General features: G+C 71.3%; 12 protein-coding genes. 6 read left to right on the forward strand and 6 right to left on the reverse strand.

What is annotated here, in order from left to right; translation table 11 throughout:
- Positions 1 to 186 precede the first annotated feature (186 nt).
- The 5 genes from ADX84_RS23580 to ADX84_RS23600 form a co-directional block, all read right to left on the reverse strand.
- A complete protein-coding gene (locus tag ADX84_RS23580; RefSeq protein ID WP_049579306.1) occupies positions 187 to 924 on the reverse strand; it encodes a type II secretion system F family protein in 738 nt (245 codons plus the stop codon).
- Positions 925 to 1,251: 327 nt separating this feature from the next.
- Entirely contained in the window at positions 1,252 to 1,932 is a 681-nt protein-coding gene (locus ADX84_RS23585; protein ID WP_053107332.1) for a type II secretion system F family protein, read from the reverse strand.
- Positions 1,920 to 3,062, reverse strand: coding sequence for a TadA family conjugal transfer-associated ATPase (locus ADX84_RS23590; RefSeq protein WP_369801137.1), 1,143 nt, complete (start codon positions 3,060 to 3,062; stop codon positions 1,920 to 1,922). Before ADX84_RS23590 ends, ADX84_RS23585 begins: the two co-directional genes overlap by 13 nt.
- Positions 3,063 to 3,136: 74 nt before the next feature.
- Complete coding sequence (gene ssd / locus ADX84_RS23595) at positions 3,137 to 4,192, reverse strand: septum site-determining protein Ssd (protein ID WP_049579309.1); 1,056 nt, start codon at positions 4,190 to 4,192, stop codon at positions 3,137 to 3,139.
- A 964-nt stretch (positions 4,193 to 5,156) separates the two neighbouring features.
- Positions 5,157 to 5,969, reverse strand: coding sequence for a hypothetical protein (locus ADX84_RS23600; protein WP_049579312.1), 813 nt, complete (start codon positions 5,967 to 5,969; stop codon positions 5,157 to 5,159).
- Between the two features lie 205 nt (positions 5,970 to 6,174).
- Between ADX84_RS23600 and acs the strand changes: the two genes are divergently transcribed.
- The 6 genes from acs (at position 6,175) to ADX84_RS23630 (ending at position 14,176) form a co-directional block, all read left to right on the forward strand.
- The gene (acs, locus tag ADX84_RS23605) at positions 6,175 to 8,145 is read left to right on the forward strand and encodes an acetate--CoA ligase (RefSeq protein ID WP_049579314.1); all 1,971 of its coding nucleotides are present in this window, start codon (positions 6,175 to 6,177) and stop codon (positions 8,143 to 8,145) included.
- A gap of 224 nt (positions 8,146 to 8,369) precedes the next feature.
- On the forward strand, positions 8,370 to 8,858 hold the full coding sequence (locus tag ADX84_RS23610) for a phage holin family protein (protein ID WP_049579317.1): 489 nt from the start codon (positions 8,370 to 8,372) through the stop codon (positions 8,856 to 8,858).
- A gap of 6 nt (positions 8,859 to 8,864) precedes the next feature.
- Positions 8,865 to 9,809 (forward strand): alpha/beta fold hydrolase, encoded by a 945-nt coding sequence (locus ADX84_RS23615; protein WP_049579320.1) that lies wholly within the window; start codon positions 8,865 to 8,867, stop codon positions 9,807 to 9,809.
- Between the two features lie 7 nt (positions 9,810 to 9,816).
- Entirely contained in the window at positions 9,817 to 10,332 is a 516-nt protein-coding gene (locus ADX84_RS23620; RefSeq protein ID WP_049579323.1) for a DUF309 domain-containing protein, read from the forward strand.
- A 594-nt stretch (positions 10,333 to 10,926) separates the two neighbouring features.
- A complete protein-coding gene (locus ADX84_RS23625; protein ID WP_049579326.1) occupies positions 10,927 to 13,353 on the forward strand; it encodes a sodium-translocating pyrophosphatase in 2,427 nt (808 codons plus the stop codon).
- Between the two features lie 337 nt (positions 13,354 to 13,690).
- On the forward strand, positions 13,691 to 14,176 hold the full coding sequence (locus ADX84_RS23630) for a histidine phosphatase family protein (protein ID WP_049579328.1): 486 nt from the start codon (positions 13,691 to 13,693) through the stop codon (positions 14,174 to 14,176).
- Between the two features lie 301 nt (positions 14,177 to 14,477).
- On the opposite strand, the gene ADX84_RS26840 is transcribed toward ADX84_RS23630, so the two are convergent.
- The coding region (locus ADX84_RS26840; RefSeq protein ID WP_234004185.1) for a hypothetical protein at positions 14,478 to 14,708 on the reverse strand (231 nt) is incomplete at its 5' end.

Here is a 14,708-nt window from a genome sequence, read left to right on the forward strand (position 1 = left end):
CCCCACCCCCCCCCCCCGGGGGGGGGGGCCCCCCCGGGGGGGGGGGCCCCCGCGGTGGGGGGGCTGCCCCCCCCCCCCCGCGCGGGGGGGGGGGGGTGAGGCGGGGCGGGGGGGGGGGGGGAGCGGGCCCGCCCCCCGGGGGGGGGGGGGGGGGGGGGGGCGCGGGGCCCCGCCGCGACCCGCCTCTCAGTGCGCGAGTGCGGCCAGCAGCAGCTCGGCGGCCATGGGCACGATGCCGATCAGCACGAAGGCGGGCAGGAAGCACAGGCCCAGCGGGGCGACGACCAGGACCCCCAGTCTCTCGACGCGCCCGGTGGCGGCGGCTCGGGACCGCCGTCGCAGGTCCCGCACGTGTCGGTCGAGCAGGTCGGCCACGGGAGCACCGGTCTCCGCGGCCCGGGCCAGGTCCTGGCCGACCGCGACCAGGGGTTCGGGCAGAGCGGAGCGCCGCCAGGCCAGGGCTGGCTCGGCGCCCAGCCGCAGCTGGTCCCGCACCACCGACAGCTCCGCGCCCAGGTCGCCGCGTGCCGCTCCGGACACCGCGCCCAGACAGGCGGGGAGCGTCGCCCCGGCCCGGACCCCCGACGCGATCAGGCCGATGAGCACCGGGAGTTCGTCAGTGACCGGCAACCTGCGGGCGGACTCCCCTCTCCTGTGGGTCCGCCACCACAGGTGGGCGCCCACAGCCAGCGCGGCCAGCACGCCCACCCAGCCGAGGAGGGCCGTCAGAAGCGTCGCGGTACCGGCCAGGGCGGCGACGCGCGGCCACGGTCCGCTCCGCCACCTGACGGAGCTCCGCTCGCCGGACCGCTGTGGGTGTTCCCGGGTGCCGAGCACCCGCCGGAGCACGTGCGGCCGGTCCGAACCGCACAGGACCCACACCGCCCCCGCCGCGCACAGCACCACCGCCACTTCGAAGAACATCGCTCCTCCTCCCGTGTCCGGCGGACACGATCATTCCTCGCACTCATCGCACTTGTCGTGCCTGTCGTGGCCACCACATCCGGCGCACCCGGCACACCCGCCAAACCCGCCGCACCACCCCTCCCGTTCTCCGGCCCTCCAGCCCCCTGCGGACTCTCCTCCTCCGGTCCCTCCGACAGGCACGAACGTCCAATCGGCCGAGCGGCCCCTCACGGCTCCGGCCCCGCCCCCGGGAACGGCGCGCATCAGACGGTCGCCCGTCGGTGTTCGGGTCCAGGGACGGAGCGAACCTCGGGCTCGTCGGGGGTTGGCCCACTTCGCCGTGGGTCACCTCACCGCTCCTCGGACCATGCGCAGGGTCCACCAGGCGCCCACCAGATCGAGCAGCACACCGACGCCCAGGCACAGCAGTCCCACGGGCGTGGTGAACAGGAACACCAGCGGTGAACCACCCAGCCCCGCCGACATCGCCATCCCGACCAGTGGCAGCCCCGACAGCACCAGGGCGGTGGTGCGCGGACCGGCGGTCCGCGCCCACACCTCGGCCCGCTGCTCCTCGCGTTCGGTCAGACTCTCCGCCAGCTCGTCCACCACCCCGGCCAACCCGGCGCCGGTCTCCGACGCCACCTCCCAGCAGGCCGCCAGGTAGGCGAGCGCCCACAGGTCCGCGTCCTGCTCGGCCGCTCTGCGGAGCGAGGCCACGTCCGACACCGCGCCGACCAGTGGTCCGGTCTCCAGCACCGCGACCCGCAGAGCCGTCTCCGGGGGCTGCCCGGAGCGGAGCTCGGCCGCCATCACCCGGCAGAGCTGGACCACCGCCCACCGCCGCTCGGCTGCCTCGTTCCGGCGGTTGAGCAGGGATCGAAGCGGTGCCAGGGAGGGTCGGGGGAGTGGACCGCGCGGGCGCCGTGGCACGAGGTCCGCCAACCGGTACCAGCCGGTGCGGGGCACCGACCAGGCCAGGGCGGCCGCCAGAGCGAACACCACCAGGAGGGTCACCGCCGCCACCCCCGGCCCAGGCGGGCGGCCACCTCCTCGGCTCCGGGGTGCTCGTGTCTGCGCCCGTCCGCGGTGAAGGCCACCGCCGGTTCGGCCCGCACCAGCCCGGAGGGCTCCCGGCGCAGGACCCTCATCTCGGAGAGGCGGCGCCCACGGTGGTCCCTCACCAGGTGGACCACCAGGACCCCGGTGGCGGCGAGCTGGCTGTGCACCGCGCCCCGGCTGAGCCCGGCGGCGCACCCCATCGCCTCCACCCGGGCGGGCACCTCCTCGGCCCCGTTGGCGTGGAGGGTGCCCGCGCCGCCTCGGTGGCCGGTGTTGAGGGCTCCGAGCAGCGAAACGATCTCCGGACCGCGCGCCTCACCGACCACCAGCCGGTCCGGGCGCATCCGCAGCCCCTGCCGGACCAGGGTCTCCAGGGAGACCTCCCCGCTGCCCTCGATGTTGGTCGGCCGGGTCTGGAGGCGCACCACGTGCGGGTGCTCGGGGCGCAGTTCGGGGGAGTCCTCGGCGAGCACGATCCGCTCATCCGGATCCACCAGTGACAGCAGGGAGGAGAGCAGCGTGGTCTTCCCCGTCCCTGTGCCGCCGCTGACGAGGAAGGGCTCACGGTGGGAGACGAGGGCGCGCAGCAGGTCCGCGCCGGAGGGGGTGAGGGTGCCGCTGGCGGTCAGCTCCCGGAGGCCGAACACCCTCCGGGGCGGTATCCGCAGGGAGAGGCAGGCCCCCTCGGGGGCGATCGGCGGCAGCACCGCGTGCAGCCGGGCCCCGTTGGGCAGGCGGGCGTCCACGTAGGGCGCGGCCGCGTCCAGGCGGCGGCCCGCCTGGAAGGCGAGCCGCTGGGCGAGCCTGCGCACCTCGTCCTCGGACGCGAAGCGCACGTCCCTGACCCGGCGCAGACCCTCCCCGGAGTCGACCCACACCTGGTCCGGGCCGTTGACCAGGACGTCGGTGACGTCCGAGGTGAGCAGCTCCTCCAGGGGCCCGGCACCGGACAGGTCGGCGGCCAGCCGACGGGTCATCGCGAGTAGCTCGCGGTCGCCCAGGGCACCGCCCTCGGAGCGGATCGCGGCGGCGACGTTGGCGGGGGTGACCGGCGCGCCGGAGGCCACGAACCGGTCGCGGACCCGGTCCAGCACACTGTTCACCTGTGGTGTGCCCGGGGTGTCGGACGGAGTCGGCGCGCGGTTGGTGAGTCGGTCCCAGACGGCGTTCACCGCGCCTCCCGTTCGGTGACGAGGGAGCCCACGACCTGGTCCGCGTAGCGTGCCAGCGGGGACCGGGGGTGCCTGGCGGGGACCTCACCCACGCGGAGCACTCGGGACAGGCCCGGTTCCGGTGGCAGGTCGGCGCCGAGCTCCACACCGAGGGTCGTGGTGACCACCCCGGTGGACAGGCCGCCCCTGGTGCCGCGCACCACCGCCCGCACCCGTGTCGTCTCCTGCCGCAGGCGGTGGGTCATGCGCGCGGCGGACACCACCGAGTGCACGTCGGCGGGGACCACCACGAGCACGAGGGTGGAGTGGTTGAGGAAGACGGTGGTGCCCGGGTCGAAGCAGCGGGGCAGGTCCGTCACCACGAGGTCGGTGCCCCTGCGCGCGGAGTCCAGGGCGGCCCGCGCGGCCCCGACCGGCAGCGGGTGACCCTGTTCGGCGCCGTTGCCCCGGGCCCAGGTGAGCACGTCCACCCGGCCGACCCTGGGCAGGCCGTCGCGCAGTGTGCGCCAGGGAACCCGGCCGCGTTGTCGGAGCAGGTCCGCCCATCCGGTCTGGGCCGCCGGGTCGGCGTGGTCGCAGCCCAGGTAGATGTCGGGCCCGCAGCCCAGGGGGTCGGCGTCGAGCAGGGCCGTGGCCAGGCCCGCCCGCTCACCGGCGAGGGACAGGGCGACCGACAGCAGGCTGGCTCCGGCGCCGCCCCGGCCGCCGACGACAGACACCACGGGAGCGGGGGAGCGGTCGGAGACGGAGGAGAAGAGGTCGACGAGGGCCGACTCGTCCCTGGGCAGCAGATAGACGCCGTCGCCGCGGGTGTCCCCGGTGCCGTGGGCGACCACCGCGACGCGGGGGTGGGGTGGGGGCCCGGCCGCGCGCAGGGCGTGGTCCAGGTCGCGGCCGACCACGACGAGCGGGGAGCGGCCCCAGGCGCGCAGGGCCTGGTCGGGGTCGGGGGCGACGGTGACCTCGGTGGCGGCCGCGGCCGTCAGCCGGAGGAGGTCGTCGAGGAGGGCGGGGTCTGCGGTGGCGATCAGGGTGCGCTGCGGGACGTCCATCGGACCTTCCGGGAAGGGCGGGAACCTGCCCTTTCGACCTTCGCCGAACCGGGGGCGCGGCGGAAGCCACCGTTTCGGATCTGTGGATAACCCGGTGCGGTGTCGCGGAACGGTCGGGGTCCGACTGAGGAGGAGGCGGCGGAGGCCGGATCCTGCCCCACCCGGCGGGCGGGACACACGTACGGGGGCTGTCGTGTGTCCCGGCCCGTCAGGTGAGACGGAGCGGAGGACGTCGAGCGGCCCCCACAGGGGGAACTGGGGGCCACTCGGTTCCGGCCTCGGGGGGACAGGCCGGAGTCCGCTCTCCGGGGAAGGGTCCGTCGGGAGCGCTGGCGTGAACACGCGGGACCCCGTGTGAGGTGTCCGGGTTCGTGCTTCTCGCGAGGAACGACGGCGACACAGTTCCGCAGGCGCAATGTCCGTATTGGCGGCTTGTGTCCATAAAGACAGTAAGCCCGGATTTTCGGCCCGTCGCAGTCGACCCTTCGCGCAACTCCGGAACAGACGCTATCACGGGACACTGTCTATGAGTTCGGGAATCCAACAGAAAAACTCCGCCCCACCACCTTTTCGAAGAAGGGTCCTCGGCCTGCAAACAAAGGAGAGGGTGGCTCTGGTCCGAGGTGAGGTACGGGTCGAGAAGCCGCGTTCCGTCGGCCATCACAGGGCCTGCCCAGGTTTGACGGAGCCACGTTTTACCAGGTGGGGCCACTTGTGGTGATGTCCGCTAACTCGCTCCGGCACATCAGAAACGGCACCCCGGACGGTCATCTGGAGTGCCGTTCGCATGCACGTGCATGTGCGTGAGCAATCAGGAAACATTCGCGCACGGTCAGCGTGATCGAAACGAGACGCGTTCGCGTTACTACTTGTTGGTAAATCAACGAAGTGGGTGAACTGCCGAATATCCGAGGGCGCCCCGAAGTGCGGTATGAACGAACACTGTTCGGTCTCCGCCTCGGGATCACCCGCGCTTGAGTGCCTCACACGTGGCGAGGGAGTCCTGTGCGCCGGCCCGTACCGCGCGGCAGCAGTACGCGACCCACGCGGCCACGCCCTCGGCGGTGCCGGTCATGTACCCGCGCAGCGCCGGGGCGTACTCGTCCCTCAGCGTCTGGTGGCCCAGCTCGGACGTGACCAGGGACTTGGGGTCCAGGCCCCGCTCCACCAGGGTCAGCCGCTCGGCGGCGCGCGCCACCAACCCGTCCCCCCAGCCGAACGGCCGGATCGCCATCAGCTCGCCGTGCACCAGCGCCGACGTCACCAGGGCCGGAACGCTCGTGCGCGCGCCCAGCAGCGCGTACAGGCCCTCAAGGCGAGCCGATGCCTCCGCCGCGCTCGGCGCCGGACCCAGGTCGAGCGGGTCCTCGACCCGCTCACCCTCCAAGCGGGGTCGGCCCAGGGCGTCCTCGGACACCGCGTCCGCCGCGGCCAGCGTGTGCAGTCGCGCCAGCGCCTGCCGAGGGGCCTGGGGCCAGGTGTCCACCATCGTGCCCAGCTCACCCCCGATACGGAGCGCGCCCTTGATCCGGGTGTCGTACACGTGGCCCTCACGGATCTCGTCCATCGAGACCTCGGCGCCCTCCAAAGCGGCCGACGCGCACGCGCCCCGCAGTGAGGACTCCATGGACACGTCGCTGCTCCGACGGCGCAGGATGCGGTGTCCCAGCAGCCTGTCGACCAGGGTCCGCGTCTCGTTCACCGCGTCGCTCACCCCGGGGAGGCCGGCGATCCGGGACAGTGGGTCGGACAGGGATGCAGAAGTCGATTCGCTCACGGAAGCCAACACTACGCGTCGGTAACACCGTGCGCTCCACGGCCCGCACCGGTCCCACAGGGACCGCTCGTCGCGGACCGGTGACCGTTCGCCGACCGTTCGTCGCGCGCCCGCGCCGCGCCGCCGCTGGACGCGGACCCGGCTGTTCCCCCGGTATGGACCACATGATTAGTCTGGACCCAAAGCCAACGTAAGGAGAATCACAGTGGCCGACAGCACTCCCCCGAGCCAGGAGACACTGTCCAACCTTCTCCACGAGACCAGGAGTTTCCCGCCGCCGGCGGACCTCGCCGCGAACGCCAACGTCAAGGCGGACGCCTACGACGTGGCCGACGGTGACCGCCTGGGCTTCTGGGAGGAGCAGGCCCGGAGGCTCCAGTGGGAGCGGACCTGGGACACCGTCCTGGACTGGAAGCCGCCCTACGCAGAGTGGTTCGTCGGCGGGCAGATCAACGCCTCCGTCAACTGTCTGGACCGGCACGTGGAGGCCGGGATCGGTGACCGCGTCGCCCTCCAGTGGGAGGGGGAGCCCGGCGACACCCGCGCCATCACCTACGCGGAGCTCAAGGACCAGGTGTGCCAGGCGGCCAACGCCCTCACCTCGCTCGGCGTGACCAAGGGCGACCGCGTCGCCATCTACATGCCGATGATCCCCGAGACCGTCGTGGCCATGCTCGCCTGCGCCCGCATCGGCGCCGTGCACATGGTCGTCTTCGGCGGCTTCTCCGTCGACGCCCTCGGCCAGCGCCTCGACGACAGCCAGGCCAAGCTCGTCATCACGGCGGACGGCGGCTACCGGCGCGGCAAGCCCAGCGCCCTCAAGCCCGCCGTCGACGGCGCCGTCGCTGACCGCCCCGCCGTCGAGAACGTCCTCGTCGTGCGCCGCACCGGCCAGGACGTCGAGTGGAACGAGCGCGACGTGTGGTGGCACGACGCCGTCGAGACCGCCAGCACCGAGCACACCCCCGAGGCGCACGACGCCGAGCACCCGCTGTACATCATGTACACCAGCGGCACCACGGCGAAGCCCAAGGGCATCCTGCACACCACCGGCGGCTACCTCACGCAGGCCTCCTACACCCACTGGGCGGTCTTCGACCTCAAGCCGGAGACCGACGTCTACTGGTGCGCCGCCGACATCGGCTGGGTGACCGGCCACTCCTACATCGTCTACGGTCCGCTCTCCAACGCGGCCACCGTCGTCATGTACGAGGGCACCCCGGACACCCCGCACAAGGGCCGCTTCTGGGAGATCATCGAGAAGTACAAGGTCACCATCGCCTACATGGCGCCCACGGCGATCCGCACCTTCATGAAGTGGGGCGACGAGATCCCCGCCGAGTACGACCTGTCCAGCCTGCGGGTCATCGGCTCGGTCGGCGAGCCCATCAACCCCGAGGCCTACATGTGGTACCGGGAGAACATCGGCGGCGGCAACACCCCGGTCGTCGACACCTGGTGGCAGACCGAGACGGGCGCGATCATGGTCAGCCCGCTGCCCGGCGTCACCTCCGGCAAGCCCGGAGCGGCCATGCGCGCCATCCCGGGCGTCGTCGCGGACGTCGTGGACGACCAGGGCGAATCCGTCCCGGACGGCGAGGGCGGCTTCATCGTCATCCGCGAGCCGTGGCCCTCCATGCTGCGCGGTATCTGGGGCGACGACCAGCGCTACAAGGACACCTACTGGTCGCGCTTCGAGGGCCTCTACTTCCCGGGCGACGGGGCCAAGAAGGACGAGGACGGCGACATGTGGCTGCTCGGCCGCGTGGACGACGTCATGCTCGTCTCCGGCCACAACATCTCGACCACCGAGGTGGAGTCGGCCCTGGTAGCCCACCCGAAGGTCGCCGAGGCGGCCGTCGTGGGCGCCGTCGACAAGGTGACCGGCCAGGCCATCGTCGGCTTCGTCATCCTGCGGGGCGGTGCCGAGGAGGTCCCGGCGGACCTGGTGCAGGAACTGCGCAACCACGTCGGCAACTCGCTCGGCCCCATCGCCAAGCCGGCCCGGCTCCTCGCCGTTCCCGAGCTGCCCAAGACCCGTTCCGGCAAGATCATGCGCCGACTGCTGCGCGACATCGCCGAGGAGCGCGAGATCGGTGACACCTCGACCCTCACCGACTCGTCGATCATGGACGTGATCGCCAAGCAGCTGCCCTCCGCCAAGAAGGGCGACTGAACGGTCTGACCGCCCGACGTCGCGCACACTCGCCGAGCCGCCGTCCGGCCCGGACACCACGGCGCCCCGCCCCTTCCGAAGGGACGGGGCGCCGTTCCCGCTCACCCACGTGACGAAACCGAAGCCCCGGGTTTTGCGTGCCGTGAGAGACACGGGTGGGAGGGCATGTGCGAGGATGCGGAGGATCATCCGCGTGTACGGACCGAGAGAAGGGAACCCCCACGATGGTGGACAAGCCGGGTACCGGTCGACCTGGCACTGCCAGCGACTCCGACCGTTCCATCGGTGAGCTGGTCTCCGACGCCACCGACAACCTCTCCCGCATCGTGCGGCTGGAGCTCAGGCTCGCCAGGCTCGAGGCCAAGGCCGACGCGACGAGGATCGGTAAGAGCGTCGGCGAGTTCGGGGCCGCGGCCTTCGTCCTCCACCTCGTCCTGATCCTGTTCTCGGTCACCGCGGGACTCTTCCTCGCCGAGGTCGCCGGGTGGGCCTTCTGGCTCTCCTTCCTGACCGTCACCGGCTTCTACCTGCTGATCGCCGCCGTCCTCATCCTGGTCGCCGTGATCAACCTGCGCCGCCGCCAGGGCCTGGCCCGCACGGCGCTCACCACCTCCCGGCTCATGGGCATCCTGCGCGGCGAGATCCGCCCGCCCGGGAACGGGTCGGTCGAGGCCGCCTCGGACATCGAGGCGCCCGAACCCGCCGGCCGTTAGTCGCCGGTGCTGGACGACTCGGCCGCCTACGTCGACGGCCCCTGGACCCACCGGACGATCAGTGCCGCCGGTGCCCGGTTCCACGTGGCCGAGCTCGGTGAGGGTCCCCTCGTCCTCCTCCTGCACGGGTTCCCCCAGTTCTGGTGGGCCTGGCGCACCCAGCTGACCGGCCTGGCCGAGGCCGGGTACCGCGCCGTCGCGGTCGACCTGCGCGGCTACGGAGCCAGCGACAAGACACCGCGCGGCTACGACCTCGTGGGACTGGCCCAGGACATGGCGAGCCTGGTGCGCGCGCTCGGAGCGGCGGACGCCGCCGTGGTCGGCCACGGGGTCGGCGGACTGGTGGGCTGGACCATGACCGCCCACCACCCCGGTGCGGTCCGTGCCCTGGCGGCGGTGTCCGCGCCCCACCCCCGCCGCGCCGCACGTGTCCTGTTCTCCGGAGGGCCTGGCACCCCGCACATGCTCCGCGCCCAGGTGCCGGTCCTGCCCGAGCACCGCCTCCTCGCCGACGGCTGCGTCCGGGTGGGCGAACTCCTGGACTCCTGGTCCGCCCCCGGCTGGCCGGACCGGGAGACGGAGGAGCGCTACCGCCTCGCGTTCGCCATCCCGAAGGTCTCGCACTGCTCGCTGGAGTACCACCGTTGGATCTTCCGGTCGCGGTTTCGCGCGGACGGGTTCAGGTACGCCAGGAGCATGCGCCGCCCGGTGCGGGTTCCCGTCCTCCAGCTGCACGGTGCCCTGGATCCGGTGTGCCCGCCCGGGACGGCCCGCTCCTCCGAGCGGTTCGTCCGTGGCCCCTTCCGGTGGGTGGAGGTGGCCGGCGCCGGACACTTCCCGCACGAGGAGCGCCCGCGCGAAGTGGAACGCGCTCTCGTAGGGTGGTTGCGGGAAGTCGACGGTGGGATCGGCGTCGCCGGGGAACGGGGCGTCGACGGCGAACGGCGGTGAGGAACGTATGACCAGGGGATCCCGACCCGGGGCGGACGGCGTCCGCGATCGCAACGAGTCCGGGCAGGCGCAGAACCAGCGCCCGCGTGACCGCTACGGCCGTCCGATGCCGCACGGCAGCGCCGGTGAGGTCGACCGGGTGCCCGACGACGCGGAGTTCACCGTGGAGGAGGGTGTCGCGGAGGCGCAGCTCCTGCTGGACGGCGGCTTCGCGTTCACTGCCCACGAGGTGCTCGAAGCGGTCTGGAAGTCCGCGCCGGAACCGGAGCGGGAGCTGTGGCGGGGCCTCGCGCAGACGGCCGTCGGCGTCACCCACGCCCAGCGCGGCAACAGGGTGGGTGCCGCCCGGCTGCTCAGGCGCGGCGCGGACCGCGTGGAGGCCTTCGGGCCGGAGGCGCCCCACGGTGTCGACGTGGACGGAGTGGCCGCGTTCGCACGAGGGCTGGCCGACGATCTCGACTCCGGCAGGGCGACCTCGGGGGACGGGATCGACTCCTCGGGGATGCGGTTGCTCCGCGCGTAGTTCCGCTCGGACCGAAACCCCTTTCTCCGCCCTTCTCAGAGAGGGGCCCACCGCCTCGCGCCAGCGTTCCGTGCGTGACACCGCACGCGAACGCGGGCCTGATGTTGTGCGCGGGGCTGATGGGTGGGATGAGGCCAAAGGGACAACTTCCCTGTTCCTGACTTTATGTGTACTTTAACGTTAACATCAAGTTAACGTGTTATGCGAGGCTATGCAAGCCCAATAATGTCACTAAAGGCATTTATCCGATTCCCAGTATCACCGTGAGATCACATCTTTAATCTCTCTTGGGCAAATGCCGAACCGGCTCTCTGCTTTATTCCCTTCCGTGCGTAGAATCCCCGGATCACCGTCCGCGCGTGCGTGACTGCGGGCGGCGTTCACCACACAGGAAGGTGGCACCGCTTCGACCCCGGCAAGCGTGCCGTCGAGCCAGTTCAGGAGCCTTACGGACGGCGGTACGTCCACGGCGGTGCGCGGCACCGGAGCCCACGAGGCCCGACGTCCCGCGCACCTTCGAACAGGGGCCGAAAAGGACGTGCCCGTCTCAAGGAGGACGGATTGTCTGGGCTCAACCTCGCCACAGGAAGTGGCATGGCACTGGCACTGGAGGGTCGGGACCTCACACTCGTCATCCTCGTCATGGTGGTCGCGCTTTTGGCGCTCGCCGTCGCGGGGATGCTGGTTCGTGAGGTACTCGCCGCCGGCCAGGGCACCGAGCGAATGCGCAACATCGCGGTCGCGGTACAGGAAGGCGCCGCGGCCTATCTGAAACGGCAGTTCCGCACCCTCGCGGTGTTCGTCGTCGCCATTCCCCTTCTCCTGCTGCTGCTCCCGGCCGACACATGGGCCATCGCGGTCGGCCGGTCGGTCTTCTTCGCCCTCGGCGCGCTGCTCTCGGCCGCCACCGGGTTCATCGGCATGTGGCTCGCGGTACGCGGCAACGTCCGGGTGGCGGCCGCCGCCCGGGGAGGAACGGAGAGCGACAACCACACCGCCATGCGGATCGCCTTCCGCACCGGCGGCGTCGCGGGCATGATCACCGTGGGCCTCGGCCTGTTCGGTGCCGCGCTCGTCGTCCTCCTCTACCGGGGAGACGCCCCCATCGTCCTGGAGGGCTTCGGCTTCGGCGCCGCCCTCCTCGCGATGTTCATGCGTGTCGGCGGCGGCATCTTCACCAAGGCCGCCGACGTCGGTGCCGACCTCGTCGGCAAGGTCGAACAGGGCATCCCCGAGGACGACCCGCGCAACGCGGCCACCATCGCGGACAACGTCGGTGACAACGTCGGCGACTGTGCGGGCATGGCGGCCGACCTCTTCGAGTCCTACGCCGTGGTGCTGGTCGCCTCGCTCATCCTCGGCCGTGTCGCCTTCGGCACCGAGGGCCTGGTCTTCCCGCTGCTGGTCCCGATGATCGGTGTCCTCACCGCCATCATCGGCATCTTCATCGTGGCGCCCAGGACCCGGGACCGGAGCGCGATGACCGCGATCAACCGGGGCTTCTTCATCTCCGCCGCGATCTCCGCCGTCCTGGTCACGGCCACCGCCTTCTGGTACCTGCCCAGCAGCTTCGAGCAGATGTCCGGGGTCAGCGACACCGTCCTGCAGGAGATCTCCGACGCCGGGACCAACCCCGACCCCAGGTTCATCGCGGTCGCGGCCGTCCTCATCGGCCTCGTGCTCGCCGCCGCCATCCAGCTGCTCACCGGCTACTTCACCGAGACCGACAAGCGTCCGGTCAGGGACATCGGGGAGAGCTCGCAGACCGGTGCGGCCACCGTCATCCTGTCCGGCATCTCCGTCGGCCTGGAGTCGGCCGTCTACTCGGCACTGCTCATCGCCGGCGCCGTGTACGCCGCCTTCCTGCTGGGCGGCGGGTCCATCACCCTGAGCCTGTTCGCCGTCGCCCTCGCGGGCACGGGACTGCTCACCACGGTCGGCATCATCGTCGCGATGGACACCTTCGGCCCGGTCTCCGACAACGCCCAGGGCATCGCCGAGATGTCCGGGGACGTCGAGGGCAAGGGCGCCGAGATCCTCACCGGCCTCGACGCGGTCGGCAACACCACCAAGGCCATCACCAAGGGCATCGCGATCGCCACGGCGGTCCTGGCCGCCACCGCCCTCTTCGGTGCCTTCCGCACCTCGGTCCAGGAACGCCTCGGGGACACGGAGGTCTTCTCCCTCTCCCTGGACCAGCCCGACGTGCTCGTCGGGGTCATCATCGGCGCCAGCGTCGTGTTCTTCTTCTCCGGTCTGGCGATCATGGCCGTCGGCCGCGCCGCCCAGCGTGTGGTCCTTGAGGTGCGCAACCAGTTCCGCACCCGCCCGGGGATCATGGACGGCACGGAGAAGCCCGAGTACGCGCGGGTGGTCGACATCTGCACGAAGGACTCGCTGCGGGAGCTGGTCACCCCCGGCCTCCTCGCGGTCCTGGCACCCATCGCGGTCGGCTTCGCCTTCGGGTACGCCCCGCTCGGCGCCTTCCTGGGCGGCGCGATCGCCGCGGGCGTGCTGATGGCGGTGTTCCTGTCCAACTCGGGCGGTGCCTGGGACAACGCCAAGAAGCTCGTGGAGGACGGCCACCACGGTGGCAAGGGTTCCGCCGCCCACGAGGCGACCGTCATCGGCGACACGGTCGGCGACCCCTTCAAGGACACCGCCGGACCGGCCATCAACCCGCTGCTCAAGGTGATGAACCTCGTCGCCCTGATCGTCGCGCCCAGCGTGGTGATCTACGCGGACAACGTCGCCCTGCGGGTCGCGGTCACCGTGGTCGCGGTCGGCGTGCTGGTCGGTGCCGTCCTGTGGTCGAAGAACCGGGGGTCGGGCACCGAGACCGACCTCGCCGAGACCGGCGGGGCCTCCGCTCCCAAGGGCGCCCCGGAGGCCGGAGACGGATCCGTCTCCGGTGGCGGGGAGCAGGGCGCGGACGCCGTGAGCGGTGACGTCGCCGACCCGGCCGACGAGGACGGCGGACCCAGGGAGGAGGCCCGGGCGGGGGAGACCAACCAGGGCTGAGACCCGGACCGGAGCACCTGACCGGACCCCACCCCCACTGAGTACGAGGGGTGGGAAGGCCGGTGGGGGCGAGGCCGGTCCGATGCGATGGCGCGGCCGTTCGGGGAGACCCGGGCGGCCGCGCCGCGTCCTGGGGTGAGGGCGCCGCACCGGTCCGCGGGGGCGCACCTAACCTGAGGGAACGCGTCCGTGCGGTACCCGGCGGAGCGGTCAGACAGCAGGGGTAGCCGGAGTCGAAGGAGTTGGCCTTGTCCGGGATGAAGGGTTTGTTGGTCATCGTGGGGGCGATGGTGGGCTTCATGGCCCTGCTCGCCATCGTCGCGACGGTGTTGACGCCATGAGCCGCACACTGTTGCTCATGCGCCACGCACAGGCGGAGGACGGTCACGGGGGCACCGACCACGAGCGCGCGCTCACCGATCTGGGCAGGGAACAGGCACGGCGGGCGGGAGTGCTGCTCGCCGAGCTCGGGCACGCACCGGACCACGTGATTTGCTCGACGGCCAGGCGCACCCGGCAGACACTCGACGGAGTCCTCGGAGCCATGGACCCGACCGGAGGGCGCGGGACCGCCGTCGACTACTCGGAGGACGCCTATCTCGCAGGGGTGGACCATCTCCTGGAGCTGATCAACCAGGCGGACGCGGACGCCGCCACGATCCTGGTGGTCGGGCACAACCCGACCATCGCCCAGGTGGCCGCGTCCTTCGTGGGCCCCGAGGCCCTCACGGCGTACTCCCCGGGGACGGTGGCGGCGGTGTCACTGGAGGTGGAGTGGTTGTACGCGGCCCCGGGAACGGGCGGCGGGAGCATCCTCAACTGATGTGACCCGCGTCATGCGCAGAACCGTTTGCGCGACCCCGGGCCGAGGGGTAATGTTCTCCGAGTCGCCTCCGACCGGCCCAAGGCCGCAAGGGGGGATCAGGATCTTCTCGATCGAAACGAACACGGGTTCTCCGTGGGCGTGATCAGATCTTCGAGTCAGACAATCTCCGAAACACACCGGTTCGAGCACTGCTCCGGCCATGTAAACTCGGAGAGTCGCTTCAAGGAAACGAACAAAGGCCGCAAGGTCGGAACTCGGAACCTAACGAAGCAAAACGGGCTTTACCCCGATCTCGTGTTTAGCGGAAACGCTGCCACAAACCGCCGATTTGGCGGGGCGCGGAACACCTGATAAAGTAAAGACACAACAGCGGAAACGCAAAAAGCCTTCTCCGGAAGAGCAGGCGGAACTTCGGTTCTGGCGCTTGTACGGGAAGAGTGATTGTTTCTTGAGAACTCAACAGCGCGTGTTTGATTTTCTTTAAGCCATGTTTGTTTTGGCCCCGACGCACTTCGGTGCGTAGGGTTCC

Source organism: Nocardiopsis sp. SBT366 (assembly GCF_001083815.1).
Lineage (GTDB): Bacteria > Actinomycetota > Actinomycetes > Streptosporangiales > Streptosporangiaceae > Nocardiopsis > Nocardiopsis prasina.

What these genes read in the sequence shown, in the direction of transcription:
- ADX84_RS23580 (WP_049579306.1), bottom strand. Translation starts at nt 924, where the DNA reads ATGTTCTTCGAAGTGGCGGTGGTGCTGTGCGCGGCGGGGGCGGTGTGG.
- ssd (WP_049579309.1), bottom strand. Translation starts at nt 4,192, where the DNA reads ATGGACGTCCCGCAGCGCACCCTGATCGCCACCGCAGACCCCGCCCTC.
- ADX84_RS23610 (WP_049579317.1), top strand. Translation starts at nt 8,370, where the DNA reads ATGGTGGACAAGCCGGGTACCGGTCGACCTGGCACTGCCAGCGACTCC.
- ADX84_RS23620 (WP_049579323.1), top strand. Translation starts at nt 9,817, where the DNA reads ATGACCAGGGGATCCCGACCCGGGGCGGACGGCGTCCGCGATCGCAAC.
- ADX84_RS23625 (WP_049579326.1), top strand. Translation starts at nt 10,927, where the DNA reads ATGGCACTGGCACTGGAGGGTCGGGACCTCACACTCGTCATCCTCGTC.
- ADX84_RS23630 (WP_049579328.1), top strand. Translation starts at nt 13,691, where the DNA reads ATGAGCCGCACACTGTTGCTCATGCGCCACGCACAGGCGGAGGACGGT.